This is a genomic window from Rhodanobacter sp. C05, assembly GCF_002001165.1.
In the GTDB taxonomy this organism is placed as follows: Bacteria; Pseudomonadota; Gammaproteobacteria; order Xanthomonadales; family Rhodanobacteraceae; genus Rhodanobacter.
The window spans coordinates 421,482-435,860 of record NZ_MUNQ01000008.1 but is presented as its reverse complement, the minus strand read 5'-3'; the positions used below and the strand labels follow the sequence as shown (position 1 = coordinate 435,860).

13 protein-coding genes are annotated in these 14,379 nt (G+C 63.6%); 5 read left to right on the top strand and 8 right to left on the bottom strand.

Annotated features, from left to right (window positions below):
- Positions 1-95: 95 nt before the first annotated feature.
- From B0E51_RS07890 to B0E51_RS07880, 3 genes are all read right to left on the bottom strand, one after another.
- Positions 96-1,064, bottom strand: a complete 969-nt coding sequence (locus B0E51_RS07890; RefSeq protein ID WP_168172597.1) for a PD40 domain-containing protein — start codon at positions 1,062-1,064, stop codon at positions 96-98.
- 13 nt (positions 1,065-1,077) lie between these two features.
- The gene (locus B0E51_RS07885) at positions 1,078-2,274 is read right to left on the bottom strand and encodes a cation:proton antiporter (RefSeq protein ID WP_077444301.1); all 1,197 of its coding nucleotides are present in this window, start codon (positions 2,272-2,274) and stop codon (positions 1,078-1,080) included.
- Positions 2,275-2,355: 81 nt separating this feature from the next.
- Positions 2,356-3,831 (bottom strand): MFS transporter, encoded by a 1,476-nt coding sequence (locus tag B0E51_RS07880; protein WP_077444300.1) that lies wholly within the window; start codon positions 3,829-3,831, stop codon positions 2,356-2,358.
- A gap of 186 nt (positions 3,832-4,017) precedes the next feature.
- Between B0E51_RS07880 and rnk the strand changes: the two genes are divergently transcribed.
- Complete coding sequence (rnk, locus tag B0E51_RS07875) at positions 4,018-4,428, top strand: nucleoside diphosphate kinase regulator (protein WP_077444299.1); 411 nt, start codon at positions 4,018-4,020, stop codon at positions 4,426-4,428.
- Between the two features lie 11 nt (positions 4,429-4,439).
- Here the strand turns inward: rnk and B0E51_RS07870 are convergent, their stop codons facing one another.
- Entirely contained in the window at positions 4,440-5,072 is a 633-nt protein-coding gene (locus B0E51_RS07870; protein WP_254424457.1) for a phosphatase PAP2 family protein, read from the bottom strand.
- Between the two features lie 136 nt (positions 5,073-5,208).
- Between B0E51_RS07870 and ligA the strand changes: the two genes are divergently transcribed.
- Genes ligA through B0E51_RS07855 form a run of 3 tightly spaced genes read left to right on the top strand, consistent with a single transcriptional unit; the run spans position 5,209 to position 8,961 of the window.
- Positions 5,209-7,599, top strand: a complete 2,391-nt coding sequence (gene ligA, locus B0E51_RS07865) for an NAD-dependent DNA ligase LigA (protein ID WP_077444298.1) — start codon at positions 5,209-5,211, stop codon at positions 7,597-7,599.
- Positions 7,599-8,555, top strand: coding sequence for an EF-P lysine aminoacylase EpmA (gene epmA, locus B0E51_RS07860; protein WP_077444297.1), 957 nt, complete (start codon positions 7,599-7,601; stop codon positions 8,553-8,555). Before ligA ends, epmA begins: the two co-directional genes overlap by 1 nt.
- Positions 8,556-8,562: 7 nt before the next feature.
- Positions 8,563-8,961: a VOC family protein gene (locus tag B0E51_RS07855; protein ID WP_077444296.1), complete on the top strand. Its 399-nt coding sequence runs from the start codon at positions 8,563-8,565 to the stop codon at positions 8,959-8,961.
- A gap of 42 nt (positions 8,962-9,003) precedes the next feature.
- On the opposite strand, the gene aqpZ is transcribed toward B0E51_RS07855, so the two are convergent.
- From aqpZ to B0E51_RS07840, 3 genes are all read right to left on the bottom strand, one after another.
- On the bottom strand, positions 9,004-9,708 hold the full coding sequence (gene aqpZ / locus B0E51_RS07850; protein WP_217333084.1) for an aquaporin Z: 705 nt from the start codon (positions 9,706-9,708) through the stop codon (positions 9,004-9,006).
- 245 nt (positions 9,709-9,953) lie between these two features.
- Positions 9,954-11,207 carry a DUF4785 domain-containing protein gene (locus tag B0E51_RS07845; protein WP_254424456.1) on the bottom strand — a complete coding sequence of 418 codons (1,254 nt, stop codon included), beginning with the start codon at positions 11,205-11,207 and terminating at the stop codon, positions 9,954-9,956.
- 5 nt (positions 11,208-11,212) lie between these two features.
- Positions 11,213-12,052: a hypothetical protein gene (locus B0E51_RS07840; protein ID WP_077444294.1), complete on the bottom strand. Its 840-nt coding sequence runs from the start codon at positions 12,050-12,052 to the stop codon at positions 11,213-11,215.
- A gap of 323 nt (positions 12,053-12,375) precedes the next feature.
- Between B0E51_RS07840 and B0E51_RS07835 the strand changes: the two genes are divergently transcribed.
- The gene (locus B0E51_RS07835) at positions 12,376-13,689 is read left to right on the top strand and encodes an MFS transporter (protein ID WP_077444380.1); all 1,314 of its coding nucleotides are present in this window, start codon (positions 12,376-12,378) and stop codon (positions 13,687-13,689) included.
- Here the strand turns inward: B0E51_RS07835 and B0E51_RS07830 are convergent.
- Positions 13,686-14,372: a DUF2461 domain-containing protein gene (locus B0E51_RS07830; RefSeq protein WP_077444293.1), complete on the bottom strand. Its 687-nt coding sequence runs from the start codon at positions 14,370-14,372 to the stop codon at positions 13,686-13,688. The two genes, B0E51_RS07835 and B0E51_RS07830, sit on opposite strands and share 4 nt — an antisense overlap.
- Positions 14,373-14,379 lie beyond the last annotated feature (7 nt).

Genomic DNA, 14,379 nt, shown 5'->3' with positions numbered 1-14,379 from the left:
CAGCATCCGCCTGCCGATGCGGTGATGGCGTGAATACCGTGAAACAGGCAGGCGTGGTCTGATGTGGCCGCCGGGCGATCGCGGTTTGTGTGGTTTCAATGCACCGGGATGATGGCGATCGAGGGTCCGAACCGTCCATTGCCTTTCTGCTGGCGGGCTGAAAAGGCCAGTTGTTTTCCATCGGGTGACCAGACCGGATGATTGGCATTGATCCAATAGGGCGTGATGCGTCGCAATCCGGTGCCATCTCGATTGACGATGAAGATGGCATAGAAACGGGAATTCGGGCTGTCGCGATTGGATTCGAATGCGAGGCGCTTTCCGTCAGGAGACCATGACGGTGCGCGACCTTGCAGGGGAGCGCTTTCAAGTGGGCTTGCTTCGACCCTGTCGGACACAAGCCAGATCGAGTTTCTGGTCTGGTCGTAAGGTTTGCCGATGTTCTTCTGGCCGGCGAAGGCGATCCACTTCCCGTCGGGCGAGACACTGGGCATCCCGGCGAGCACCTGGTCATGCCGCGTGATGGTTGTCGCCGTCATCTGCGTCAGGTCAATGCGCTTGATGACCTCGTTATCTCCATCCATGACCGCCAAGGCATGCCCATCGGGATACCAGTATGGATAGACGGTGTCCTTCGAAACGCCTTGCACGACCAATGGCCTTGGCTGGGTTGCGTCTCCGCGGATCAGCCACACGGCACTCGTTCCATCCGGCGAGATGCCGCTGAATGCGATCTCGCCGGTTTTCGCCGACCAGTTCGCGCGTGTCGCCGAAACAGGCATCGGGCCATCGTTGAAGCGATGCGCATCACCGCCTGATGCCGACACGATAAACAGATGCCATGCCCCTGCGCCCAACGCCTGGCGACTGAACAGTACCGATTTCCCGTCAGGCGAAAAGCATGGCCAATAATCCGCTGCGTCGGGTTCATGGGTGAGAAAACGAACCCCGGTTTTTGCGATGAGGGTGTCATCCACCATGGACGAAGCCCTGTGCAACACCCAGTACGTCGATATCGCCACGGCGAGCAAGGCGGGGACGATGGCCGCGTGCCAACCTTTCATTTCGCTGCCCTCGTCACTCGTCTGTTGGCATCGCATCATCGGTCGGGCTTCGCCGCAGCAGCCACGCCAGCACCGGCGGTGTCACCATCGCGGTGAGCAGCGACATGGCGACGATGATCGCGTAGATACGGTTGTTGAAGACGCCGGCGGCGAGGCCGAGGCTGGCGATCACCACGCCGACTTCGCCGCGCGGCACCATGCCGAAACCGATGATGGTGGCGCTGCGCTTGCCCAGCGAGAGCGAACCGAGCCAGCCGCCGGCCAGCTTGGAAACGATCGCGATCGCGGTGACCGCGGCGAGCATCAACAGGGCATCGGTGTTGGCCAGTTCGTGCAGGTCGATCTTGCTGCCGGTGACCACGAAGAAGAACGGCGTGAGCAATGCGAGCAGCGGCATGGTCTGCTGTTCCAGCGTGTGTTGCTGGCGTGTTTCCGAGGCGATCATGCCGGCCAGGAAGGCGCCGATGATCGCGGCCAGTCCGAACAGGGTGGACAGATAGGCCAGCCCGAGGCACAGCGCCAGCACGATCATCAACGGCGAATGCGGGGCCAGCGGTTTTTCCAGCCAGCTGGAGTTCCAGCGCATCACCTGCGCACCGCCCAGACCGACCACGGCGATGAAGCCGATCGCACCAGCCAGCACCATCAGCAGATGTGAAAGGTTGAAGCCGCCACCACCCTGCATCGACACCACCACGCCGAGCAGCAGCATCGCCAGGATGTCATCGATCACCGCGGCGCCGAGGATCACCTTGCTCTCGACGCGTTGCAGCGCGTTCAATTCCTGCAACACGCGCGCGGTGATGCCGGCCGAGGTGGCGACGAAGGCGGCGGCCACGAACAGCGACTTGTCCCAGTCGAAGCCGCTGCCATGCGCCCACACGCTGCCCATGCCGAACGGCACCAGCACGCCAAGCACGCCGACCAGGAAGGCCACCTTGCCGACTTTCTTCAGGTCCTCCAGTCGGGTTTCCAGGCCGACAGAGAACAGCAGCAGCACCACGCCGATTTCGGCCAGTACATCCAGCGGCGTGCCGATGGCGGTCTGTTCCGGTGAGATCCAGCCGAGCAGCGACGGGCCGATCACGCAACCGGCAGCGATTTCGCCGACCACGCCAGGCAGCTTGAGCCGTTGCGCGATCTCGCCGCCGATCTGTGCAGCGACGAACACGATGAACAGGGTGAACAGGATGTCGCTGGCGTGGTGCATGCGGCGCGCTCAGGCTGTCGGCAGAAGCCTGCATGCTACATGCGGGCTGATCGGTCGTGACAGCACATTCAACATACCCGGCTATTCGGTCGTGGCGGTGGCAGGCAGCGGGCGATCATGCCGCAACCGACTGAACACCCGGCTGGCTATGGCGGTGATTGCCGCCAGCAACAGCACGGTCCAGCGGAATGCGACGACGTAGTCTTCGTGGGCATGGCCTTGCAGCAACGCTTCCATCAGCAGGGTGGACAGCGCGATGCCGAAACTCATCGCCAGGTATTGCGCAGTCGAGGCCATCGACGAAGCCATCGAGGCATGCTTGATGTCCAGGTCATTGTAGATCAGCGTGTTCATCGCGGTGTATTGCAGCCCCGAGAAACTGCCATAGAGGAAGGTCAACACGGCGATCAACCACACTGGCGAGGTCGGGCCGAGCAGGGCGAATGTGGCCAGCAGCACCGCCACCATCAGCGTATTGCCGAGCAGCAGGCGGCGGTAGCCGAAGTGGATCAGGGCCCGGTTGATCACCCATTTGGCGCTGATCGAGCCGAGCGCCTGCGGCACCATCATCAGGCCGGCCATCATCGGCGACCAGCCGCAACCCACCTGCAGGAACAACACCAGCAACAGGAACATGCCGGAGATGCCAAGCCGGGTGAACAGGCCACCAGCCAGCGCCACCCACACGCTGCGCACGCGCAGCAGGCTGAGATCCGCCACTGGATGCGCTGTACGCCGGCTGTGCCATACATAGACGCTGCCCAGCAGCAGTGCGAGCGCGCCGTACAGTCCGAGCCTATCCCACGGTACCGGTTTGCTGCCGGCCAGTTCGGATGCCGTGAGCAACAACGCCGAAGCAGAGGCAAACAGAAGGAAGCCGAACATGTCGAAACGGTTCGCATGTTCCATACGATAGTCAGGCATGTCGCGCCGGTTCATCCACACGCCGGCAATCGCTACCGGCACGTTGATCAGGAAGATCAGCCGCCATGAGGTGAACTCGACCAGCGCACCGCCGAGCAAGGGCCCGAGCACCGAACCGAGCAGGCCGAACGTGGCCACCGTGCTCATCGCGCGCACGAACTCGCGCTTGGCGATGCTGCGCACCAGCACGTAGCGGCCTACCGGCATCAGCGAGGCGCCGCCGATGCCTTGCAACACGCGCGCGGCGACCAGCTCGGGCAGCGTCTGCGCGATGCCACACAGCAGCGAGCCGGCGCCGAACACCACGATGGCGATACCGAACACCCGGCGCGTGCCGAGACGGTCGCACAGCCAGGGACTTGCCGGGATGAGAATCGCGAGGGTCAGCACATAACTGGTCAGCGCGGTGCGCATGCCCAGTGGCGTGACGTGCAAAGCTTCGGCCATCGCCGGCACGGCGGTGTTGACCACAGTGGAATCCAGCGCCTGCATGAAGAAGGCGGCGGCGACCAGCCACAGCAGGCCGCGGAAACGTTCGCGCGTGGAAACTTCGGACAGGGCTGTTGAAACCGTCGCTGGCGTGTTGTCAGCAGGGGCGGCAGCGTGGGGATTCGCGGCGGCTTGGGGAGGCATTGCCGCCGATGATACTTGCTATGACAGCTTGCTTTTCGTATGCGGCATCTGCAGAGTCAGGCTTGTTTCATTTGCCGTCATGCCCAGCAGGCCATGACAGCGTTATGACGACCATGCGCGCCGGGGCGGTTTTGTCCCGGCGCGTGTTTTTTTGTGCGGCAGGAGCCGCGTGCAGGAGCAATTGCCATGAGCAGCAAGCCATCGATCACGGTTTCCCGCATCGACCTGGAGCGCATTGAGGCGTTGCTGGAGCGCTTGCCTGCCATCGAGGCAGCGCAGTTCGACGCGTTGCGCGCAGAGCTTGATCGCGCCGAGGTGGTCGAGCCGACGGCGATGCCAGGCCATACGGTGACAATGAACTCGACGGTCACCTTCGAGGACGAAAGCAATGGCGAGAAGCTGACTTTGACGTTGGTTTATCCGGCGGCGGCTGGCGTGCCCGGCACCGTATCGATCCTCGCGCCAGTGGGGAGTGCCTTGCTCGGCCTGTCGCGCGGCCAGCAGATCGACTGGCCGACCCCGGACGGTCGTCACCGTCGGCTGCGCGTGCTGGAGATCAGCTATCAGCCGGAAGCGGCGGGGCACCATCACCGTTGAACCCATCGGGTTCAGGGTTTGAAGTGATGCACGAATCCGACCTGGAAGCCACCCGGCAACCAGCCGAGGATCAGTGGGGACTGTCGATGCGCAGCCCACATACCCACGCCCGTACCTAGTGCTGCGCCGACCAGGACGTCGCTTTGCCAGTGACCACGTACCTTCAGCCGTGCTACCGCGTCATAGGCTGGCAACAGAGCCAGCGCATAGACCGCTGGATGGTCATCGCCATAAGCAGCCATGAATGGTGTCACGGCGGCGGAAATCGCCGTGACCTCGCCGCTGGGGAAGCTCTGCGCGTGGGTTCCCTTGAAAAACTCGTCGGGATTGCTGGTTTGCGAGGGACGTTCGCGCTGGAATGTGTATTTCATCGCCTGCGCGCCGATGCTGCTGATCACCAACGCATCGACCGAGCGCCACAGCGTATCGCCGAACTTGTCCTGATCGCCGAACGCCAGCGCGCCACCGGCCACGGAGAAAATTGTGCCGTACATCAGCACATTCTGGTCGCTGCGCTTCCAGATGCCGCTGTTGTCGTAATGCCAGCGATGGTCGATGCCGAGCGGACCACCGTTGGCCAGGGCGGTGCCGGAGGCAAGGACAGCAACCAGGGCCACCAGATATCGCGCAATACGCATGATCATGTTGCCCTCCCGGCGTGATTGAACGCCGCCCGCATGGAATTACTGAGGCTAAGCTCCAAATCTTTCGTTTCGCTTATGTCTGGCAGCTGAGAATCGGGGGGTTGTCGCTAAACTGCGCAACAGGAAGGAGACCTGCATGACCGAACGCCCAGCCCCCGCCGAGATCGTCGACCGCACCGCCGCGCTGCGTGCGCAGATCGAACAGGCCAACTACTGCTATCACGTGCTCGACGAGCCGGAGATCACCGACGCCGATTACGACCGCCGGATGCGCGAGCTGGAAGCGCTGGAGGCGGAATATCCGGTGCTCGCCTCGCCCGATTCACCGACACGCAAGGTCGGTGCACGGGCGCAGGGCGGTTTTGCCGAAGTGCGCCATCAGCTGCCTATGCTGTCGCTGGGCAATGCATTCGAGCAGGATGGTGACGGCGAGCGCGAACGCTTCCGCGAAGTGGCCGAGTTCGAGCGGCGCATCGAGCAGATGCTGGATCGACGCGAACCAGTATTCTCGGTCGAACCGAAGCTTGACGGATTGGCGATCAGCTTGCGCTATGAGCGTGGCGTGTTCGTGCAGGGCGCCACCCGCGGTGACGGCGAGACTGGCGAGGACGTCACCGCGAACCTGCGCACGGTGCGCGCGATCCCGTTGAAGCTGCGTGGCAAGGGCTGGCCTGACGTACTGGAAGTGCGCGGCGAAGTGATCATGCTGCGCAAGGATTTCGAAGCGTTCAACGAGTACGCCCGCGCACATGACGAGAAGCCGCTGGCCAATCCGCGCAACGGTGCGGCCGGCTCGCTGCGCCAGCTCGATCCGGCGATCACCGCGAAGCGGCGACTGAGTTTCTTCGCCTACGCGATCGGTGCGGTCGAGGGAGGCACGCTTCCTTCGACGCATTCCGCCACCTTGCAGCAACTGCGCGAGTGGGGTTTTCCGGTGTCGCCGGAAGTGGATACGGCGCGCGGCTTCGAGGGGCTGATCGCCTATTTTCGCCGCATTGGCGCGAAGCGTGATGCGTTGCCTTACGACATCGACGGCGTGGTCTACAAGCTTGACGACTATGCCGGCCAGCGCGAGATGGGTTTCGTCTCGCGCGCGCCGCGCTGGGCGATCGCGCACAAGTTTCCGGCGCAGGAGCAGACCACGCGTCTGCTCGACATCGAAATCCAGATTGGCCGCACGGGTGCGGCCACACCGCGCGCACGGATGGAGCCGGTGCAGGTGGCCGGCGTGACGGTGACCTACGCCACCTTGCACAACGCCGATCAGATTGCGCGGCTGGACGTGCGTGTGGGCGATACGGTGATCGTGCGCCGCGCCGGCGACGTGATTCCGGAAGTGGTGCGGGTGATCCAGGACCAGCGTCCGGCTGGAACAGTGCCATGGGTAATGCCGACGCACTGTCCGATCTGCAGCTCTGCACTGATCCGCGAGGAGGGTGCGGCTGCCTGGCGTTGCTCCGGCGGGCTGATCTGCGCCGCGCAACGCAAGGAGGCCTTGATCCATTTCGCCTCGCGTCGCGCGATGGATATCGAAGGTCTGGGCGAGCGCTTCGCCGAGGCGCTGGTGGAACTCGATATCGTGCACACGCCGGCGGACCTTTATGGGTTGAGCGTGGACGACTTCGTCGACATGAAACGGCGCATCGACGAGCGGGACGGCACCACACCGGAGACGGTGAAGGCTGGCAAGGTGGCGACCAAGTGGGCTGAGAACCTGGTCGCGGGTATTGCAGGCAGCAAGCGCGTCACGCTGGCACGCTTCCTGTTCGCGCTCGGCATCATGCATATCGGCGAGAGTACGGCGAAGACGCTGGCGGCGTGGTTGGGTCGGCTCGACTTCGTGCGCAGTACGCCGGCGCCCGTGTTGCGCGTATTGCCCGACATCGGCGGCGAAGTGGCCACGTCGATCGCCGGATTTTTTGCTCAGGAAGGCAACCAGCAGGTGGTCGACGCGCTGCTTGCGGCAGGTATCGTCTTCAGCGACGAGGCGACGCCATCGCCGCTGCTACGCGAGCGCCTCAACCTGGGCGTGCTGCTGGACATGGCCAAGATCAACAAGCTCGGCCCCAAGAGCTGCAAGCTGCTGGCGCAACATTTCCCCACGCTCGACCAATTGTTGACGGGCGGATCGGCGCACTGGATCACCGCCGGCGTGCCGCAGGCCGCTGCGAGCGGCCTGGAAAACTTTCTCGCCGGTCCGCTTGCATTGGCCGAGCTGCGCTCAGCCGAGGCAGCGATGCAGCGTCTGCTCGAGGCGGTTCCGGTAACGGCGGTGGTGGCGCAGGCGCCGCTGGCCGAACAGACCATCGTGCTCACCGGCACGCTAACCTCGCTCAGTCGCGACGAAGCGAAGGAACGGCTGGAGGCATTGGGTGCCAAGGTCTCCGGTTCGGTATCGAAGAAGACCAGTTTTGTTGTCGCGGGCGAAGCTGCTGGCTCCAAGCTCGACAAAGCGCACGAGCTTGGCGTGGCGGTGTGGGACGAAGCGCAGTTGCTGGCGTTACTGAAAGAACACGAGGTGGGTTGATGGATATGGATCAGATCGCCTCCCTGCAGTTGCGTGCGCGGCTCTACGCGCTGATCCGGACGTTCTTCGCCGATCGTCAGGTACTGGAAGTCGAAACGCCGATCCTGTCCACGGCCGGCAACACCGATCCGAACATCGAGAGCTTCAGCACGACGTTCAGTGGCCACGTCGATGCCGGTGCGCGCGAACGTTGGCTGCGTACCTCACCAGAGTTTCCGTTGAAGCGCCTGCTTGCGGCGGGTGTCGGCGATTGCTACGAGCTCGGTCGGGTATTCCGCAACGGCGAAGCCGGCGGGCGGCACAATCCCGAGTTCAGCATGCTGGAGTGGTACCGGGTCGGCTGGGATCACCGCCGTGTGATGGGGGAGACCATCGAATTGGTCGAGGCTGCGCTGGCGATGGTCGGACGACGGGCCGAAGTGCTGATCGAGAGTTACCGGCAACTGTTCCTGGATGAACTCGGCATCGATCCGCTGCACGCGCCGATCGACGAACTGCGCGCGGCACTCGCCGAATACAACATCGACCCGGCTGGCCTGGAGCGCGACGACTGGCTCGACCTGCTGATCACGCACAAGCTGCAACCCTCGTTCCCGCGCGACCGCATCACCGTCATCCACGACTATCCGGCCACACAATGCGCACTGGCCAGGATCCGTCCCGGCGAGCCGCCACTGGCCGAGCGCTTCGAGCTGTATCTGGGGTGCCATGAACTTGCCAACGGTTATCACGAATTGAACGATGCAGCCGAGCAACGCGGACGCTTCGAGCACGACAATGCCGTGCGCCGCCACCGTGGGCTGCGTGAAATACCGATCGACGAGCGTCTTCTCCCTGTACTCGGTTCGATGCCCGATTGCGCCGGTGTGGCGCTTGGCGTGGAGCGTCTGCTGATGTGTCTGGCTGGCACGGATGCGATTGCCAATGTGCTCGCGTTTCCGTTCAACCAGGCATGAGTCGGGCATGAGCAAGCCGCTGCTGACGGCGATCCATCATGTTGCGCTGATCTGTTCGGACTATCCGCGTTCGCGTGCGTTCTACAGCGAGACGCTGGAGTTGCCGATCGTGCGTGAGGTCTATCGCGAGGCACGCGATTCCTGGAAATGCGACTTGCTGGTCAGCCCCGGCGTGCAACTGGAACTGTTTTCCTTTCCCGATCCACCACCACGACCATCACGGCCGGAAGCGCAGGGGCTGCGTCACCTGGCGTTTGCGGTCTCGGATGTGGACGCGGTGGTGAGCGTGCTGGACGAGCGCGGGGTGAGTTGCGAAGCAGTGCGGGTCGACGAATACACCGGCAGGCGCTTCACCTTTTTCGCTGATCCGGATGGTTTGCCCATCGAGCTGTACCAGGCCGGTTGAACCGGCCTGAACCCCGCCCGTTCCCGGGCGGGGTGGGTGAGATCAAGCGTCGCGGCTTTCCAGCAGGTAACGATAGATCAGACCACCGACTGCGCCGCCGATCAGTGGTATCAGCCAGAACAGCCACAGCTGTTCGACCGCCCAGCTACCCTGGAACAGCGCCACGCCGGTCGAGCGGGCCGGGTTCACCGAGGTGTTGGTGACCGGAATGCTGATCAGGTGGATCAGGGTCAGGGTGAGGCCGATCGCGATGCCGGCGAAGCCCGCCGGTGCGCGCTTGTCGGTGGCGCCGTGGATGACGATCAGGAAGAACGCGGTCATCACCAGCTCGCAGACGATGGCCGCGCACATCGAATAGCCGCCCGGCGAATGCGCACCGTAGCCGTTCGAGGCGAAACCGCTGGTGCTGGCGTCGAAGCCGGCCTTGCCGCTGGCGATCACATACAGCACGGCCGCCGATGCAATGGCGGCGACCACCTGCGCCACGATGTACGGAATCACGTCCTTCGCCGGGAAGCGGCCACCGGCACACAGCCCGACGGTCACTGCCGGGTTGAAATGGCCGCCGGAGATATGGCCGACCGCGTACACCATGGTCAACACGGTGAAGCCGAAGGCGAGTGCTACACCGGCAAAGCCGATGCCGAGTTCGGGAAAGGCTGCCGCCAGCACCGCGCTGCCGCAGCCACCCATGACCAGCCAGAACGTGCCGAAGAATTCGGCGGCCAAGCGTTTGCCCATGTTCATCGAAGACTCCTCAAGGATCCTGTTGAAAAGGGCGCTCGCCACGTGTGTGGCGAACGCGGCAATCATGAAACGGGTGATCTCACGTCAGGGAGCAAGGAACGTGTGCACGGATTTTCCCCTTGGACATGCCGGCGAAAAGCCGCGTCGGCAGTCTGTGCGACCGGCAACTTGCAGCACAAGTGCGCTGCAGCAGCCTGACTGGCCAGGTGGGTGACCCATGCCATCCGTGGCACGGGTCAGGGCGGTCACGGTGCGATGAAACGGATCGCCAGCGTACGGCGTTCGAGCAGGCCGATCGCCGCTTGATCCTGCAGACGCAGGTCATGCAGTTCGTAAGGAGCGCCGATGCCGCGCAGGTTGGCCGGATCGTAGTGCAGTACCAGCTGACCGTTGCCTGCCGGCAGCCATGCTGCCGATTGTGCGTAGGCGGCTGGCACCATCACTCCCTTGGCGCCACGTCCGTACAGCACGGCCGAAACCGCATAACGGCTCGGGTTCTGCGCCAGCACACCAAGCGAGATGTCGATACCCTGGTCGACCGCACGTGTGATTTTGCCAGCGCCGCCAAGACGTGCATCCGGCACGGCGGCAGCAAATACCGTAGTGGTATCGCGTCGAACCTCCTGGCCATTCGCATCCGTGCCCACGGTGAAGCTGTGTACCTCCCACAGCCCTGGCGTCGAAGAGATGGCCTTGGGTTGTGCGTCGACCGAGAAGCTGCCGTCGGTCTGCCGCTGGAAGTCGAGCAGGGTGGTGCTGCCATCCGGTGCGCGCAGGAATCCGCCTGCAGCCACCAGCGGCACGGCCTGGTCAGCATCATGCATCGCAACGTGCACGTGAACATGGTTGCCCAGCAGCAGGTCGTCGCGGTCGGCCAGCGCGGTGACCGTATACGGGCTCTCCGGCTCAAACACGTGCACCACGTAGCGCCCGCTGGCCGCGGGCGCCTGCAAGGTGGCGATGCCGGCACCGAGTTCGGGTCTGAGCTTTATCACCATCGATGCGGCCGGAGCAGCCATGCCTGCGGCCTGCAGTGACGCCGTATCGGCAAGCTGGTTGGCTGCATGGTCGACGGTCAGCGACTGCTGGCCCAGCTGGATGTGCATGCTGGATGCTTGCAGTGTGCCCTGCAGGTGATCGCTTGAGCTGAGCCGGATGATGGCGCCGGGTGCGCTCAGCGGAAGCTGGATACCTTTCTGCAGATCGCTGGCAGCCACATCCATCCAGTATTCGCGGCTGTCGCGGGCAAAGGGCTGCGGCTGGGCTTGCAGGGGGGCATCGTTCGACAACGCCCAGCTGACGCTCAGCGGATTGCGTTCCACATGCACGTGGTTCGAGGCTGGCATGGTCGCTGTGCCGACCGGCGCGGCTGCACGCGTCAACAACAGCGAAGGCACCATGTCTCCAGACTGGGGCGGCAGCAAGGCGAACGTGCCGGCAAGCGCGGACGCGGTGGTGCAGGTGGCCAGGACGGCGCCGACGATAATCCGTAGTTTCATGGCGATCATCCCTTGATGTCGTTGGCAAGAATGGATTGCAGCCCGAAGCAGGCGCGCCTGCTCTGGTTGTGGTTCAGCACGGAGCCGCCGCTGGTCTGCTGCGTATCACGGAACCACACACTGCCTGCCGCGGACGAGCTGGTGCAGTCGATGAATCCGTCCGAGCAACTGCTCAGCCAGCTCTGGGTGATCGCCAGGCCGACGCTGTCGGCGTAACCGCCGCAATAGGCCTGGCTGCTCCAGATCGCGGCCACCACGTTCGTGCCGACGACATCCCGGAACGGCACCGGCAGTGCTGGCCGTCCTGCCGTACCAAGCAGGTTCTGCTGGTTGTAAGTCGCCATCCAGCCAACCTGCTGCTGGCGCACGGCGTTGTTCTGCTCACCGAGCAGCCAGCCCAGCGCGGTCTCGAACACGTTGCCGGCAATCACTGCATCAGCCAGCGGCGTACCGGCACTCGAAGGCGCCAGCGCATCGACCTTGACGATGTGGCTGATGATGTTCGGGTAGCGCGAGTCATAGGTCGGATTGGACAGGATCCAGCGCATCACGTTGCCGCCATCGGAATGCGTGATGACGATGAGCTTGTCGATATTGTTGGTCTGGATGAAGCTGGTGAGCTGGCTGGCCAGACAGCCGGCGGCCCGGTCGTCCCACATGTACTGGGTGAAATCGCAATTGACCACGAGCAGGTTCTGCGGATTGCTCAGACCTGCACGTACCCCCTCGACCATGGCCGACTGCCAGTAGTTGTCGTAGGCATCGGTCTGATCCCCTGTTCCATGAACCAGCGCAACTCCCGTGGCCGCCCGTGCTGCAGCACAGGCCAGGGCCAGGGACAACATCAATAGAATGCGTCGCACGCGTATCTCTCCTTCGAAGGCGGCAGATGCCGCGATGAGGTCGACTCGTAAGCAGCACGGGCACGCCAAACCACCCGTTCATGCAGGCAGGCCGACAGCGAATGATGCCGGTAGGCATCCTTGGGCAGCCGCCTGATCCCCCTAGACCATGCGACAGCGTATGGACTCTAGCAGCGCCATACGACAGCGTCTTGACGCAACTGCACAATTCCGATGAAAGCCATCAGGATCTGTCCGCTGTCGACCATGGCGGCGGTGGCTGGGGTATCGTGACGCGCACTTTTGCTCAGCCCGGACGGTCCTGCGTGACGAATTCTTCGAGTGTTGCTACTGGCCATCTCCAGCGGCGCGATGTGCGCACACTGTTGCTCTCCGCACTCGGCGGGGCGCTCGAGTTCTACGATTTCGTGGTGTTCGTGTTCTTCGCGATCCCGCTGAGCCATCTGTTCTTTCCGAAGGACACCGCCTCATGGCTGGCCCAGTTGCAGGTGTATGGCATCTTCGCCGCGGGCTATCTGGCGCGCCCGCTGGGTGGCATCGTGATGGCGCATTACGGCGACAAGCTGGGGCGCAAGAAGATGTTCACGCTCAGCGTATTCCTGATGGCGGTGCCAACGCTGGGTATCGGCCTGCTGCCGGTGTATGCGCAGGCCGGCATGCTGGCGCCGTTATTGTTGCTGCTGCTACGCGTGGTGCAGGGCATCGCGGTGGGCGGCGAGGTGCCAGGTGCGTGGGTGTTCGTGGCCGAGCATGTGCCGGCGCAGCGGATCGGTTTTGCCTGCGCAAGCCTTACCTCGGGACTGACCGTGGGCATCCTGATCGGCTCGCTCGTGGCAGCGACGATCAACCATCGGTTGACCCCTGCCGAAGTGCTCGACTGGGGCTGGCGGCTGCCGTTCCTGGTCGGTGGCGTGTTCGGCTTCTTCGCGGTGTGGCTGCGCCAGTGGCTCAGCGAGACGCCGGTGTTCGAGGCGATGCATGCGCGCCGCGAGCTGGCCCCCGGTCTGCCGTTGCGACAGGTGTTCGAACGGCATCTGCCGAGCGTGCTGATGTCGATGCTGGTGACCTGGATGCTCACCGCCGCGATCGTGGTGATGATCCTGATGACACCGTCGCTGGTGCAGTCGGTGTTCCACATCGAGCCGGCACGCGCGTTCCTTGGCAACAACGTGGCTTCGTTCGCGCTGGCGCTGGGTTGCCTCTGCTACGGCTGGCTGGCCGATCGCATCGGTTATCCGCATGCGCTGCTGCTCGGAGCGATCGGCTTGCTGGTTTGCAGCTATGCGCTCTATCTCGACCTGCAGGCTGGCGCCACGCATTTCGTTGCGCTGTATGCGCTGACCGGTTTCAGCGTCGGCGTGGTCGGCGTGGTGCCGGCGCTGATGGTGGTGGCGTTTCCGCCTGCGATACGTTTCTCGGGATTATCGTTTTCGTACAACATCGCTTACGCACTTTTCGGTGGTCTTACGCCGCCACTTATCGGGCTGTTGGTGCAACGGTTCGGCGTGCTGGCGCCGGCGCACTATGTGGCGTTTACCGCCGTCATCGGGGCCACCGTCGCGGCCTGGTCGATCGCTGCACGGCACGTTGGACATGATGTGGCGCGAGTCGGCAGCTAGAACTCCAGTTCCTGTGCTGCGCACAGGTAGTCGATCAGCGGCGAGACGCGCTTGAACGTTGCGACAGTCCACGGCAGCAGCTCGTTCGAACAGGCGAGCACTTCATCAAAGTTCTCGCCAACAGCGAAATCCTTGCGCTTCAGGTCCTCGATCAATTCGTGCTCCGGATCGAAGCCGCGTGGTGGACGGCTCAGCGATTCGCCCCAGAACGTGAAGTGTTCGCGGAACGGTTTGCTCTGCGTGGCGCGTTTCCAGGCAGCGGGGTTGTCCGTGATGAAGCCGCGGATGCGCTTCAATGCGTCAGGCTCCGGATGCCACATGCCGCCACCGGCGAAGCAGTCGCCCGGCTGGATGTGCATGTAGAACGAGGGCGCCGGGATCTCGTGGCGGCGTTCGTGGAAGAAGCGCGAGCCCTGCCAAGGCTTGTACGGCAGCTTGTTGTTGGAGAAACGCGTGTCGCGAAAGATGCGGAACAGCGAGCCGCCGTTCTTGCGCGCATCGGCGCGGTAGTGCGGGCTGATTTTCGCCAGTGGCGCCTGCAGGTCGGTGATCAGCTGCAGGAACGGCTCGCGCACATGGCGCTCGTAATCGTCCTTGTGTGCGGCAAACCAGTCGCGACTGTTGTTCTTGTCGAGGGCGCGCAGGAAGCGGAAGGTGGCGGGAGTGAAGTAGGTCTGCGGCATGGCGGTC

Excerpts from the sequence above, each read along its gene's own strand:
- B0E51_RS07890 (WP_168172597.1), bottom strand. The coding sequence starts at position 1,064 with ATGAAAGGTTGGCACGCGGCCATCGTCCCCGCCTTGCTCGCCGTGGCG.
- B0E51_RS07885 (WP_077444301.1), bottom strand. The coding sequence starts at position 2,274 with ATGCACCACGCCAGCGACATCCTGTTCACCCTGTTCATCGTGTTCGTC.
- B0E51_RS07880 (WP_077444300.1), bottom strand. The coding sequence starts at position 3,831 with ATGCCTCCCCAAGCCGCCGCGAATCCCCACGCTGCCGCCCCTGCTGAC.
- rnk (WP_077444299.1), top strand. The coding sequence starts at position 4,018 with ATGAGCAGCAAGCCATCGATCACGGTTTCCCGCATCGACCTGGAGCGC.
- B0E51_RS07870 (WP_254424457.1), bottom strand. The coding sequence starts at position 5,072 with ATGATCATGCGTATTGCGCGATATCTGGTGGCCCTGGTTGCTGTCCTT.
- ligA (WP_077444298.1), top strand. The coding sequence starts at position 5,209 with ATGACCGAACGCCCAGCCCCCGCCGAGATCGTCGACCGCACCGCCGCG.
- epmA (WP_077444297.1), top strand. The coding sequence starts at position 7,599 with ATGGATATGGATCAGATCGCCTCCCTGCAGTTGCGTGCGCGGCTCTAC.
- B0E51_RS07855 (WP_077444296.1), top strand. The coding sequence starts at position 8,563 with ATGAGCAAGCCGCTGCTGACGGCGATCCATCATGTTGCGCTGATCTGT.
- aqpZ (WP_217333084.1), bottom strand. The coding sequence starts at position 9,708 with ATGAACATGGGCAAACGCTTGGCCGCCGAATTCTTCGGCACGTTCTGG.
- B0E51_RS07845 (WP_254424456.1), bottom strand. The coding sequence starts at position 11,207 with ATGAAACTACGGATTATCGTCGGCGCCGTCCTGGCCACCTGCACCACC.
- B0E51_RS07840 (WP_077444294.1), bottom strand. The coding sequence starts at position 12,052 with ATGTTGTCCCTGGCCCTGGCCTGTGCTGCAGCACGGGCGGCCACGGGA.
- B0E51_RS07830 (WP_077444293.1), bottom strand. The coding sequence starts at position 14,372 with ATGCCGCAGACCTACTTCACTCCCGCCACCTTCCGCTTCCTGCGCGCC.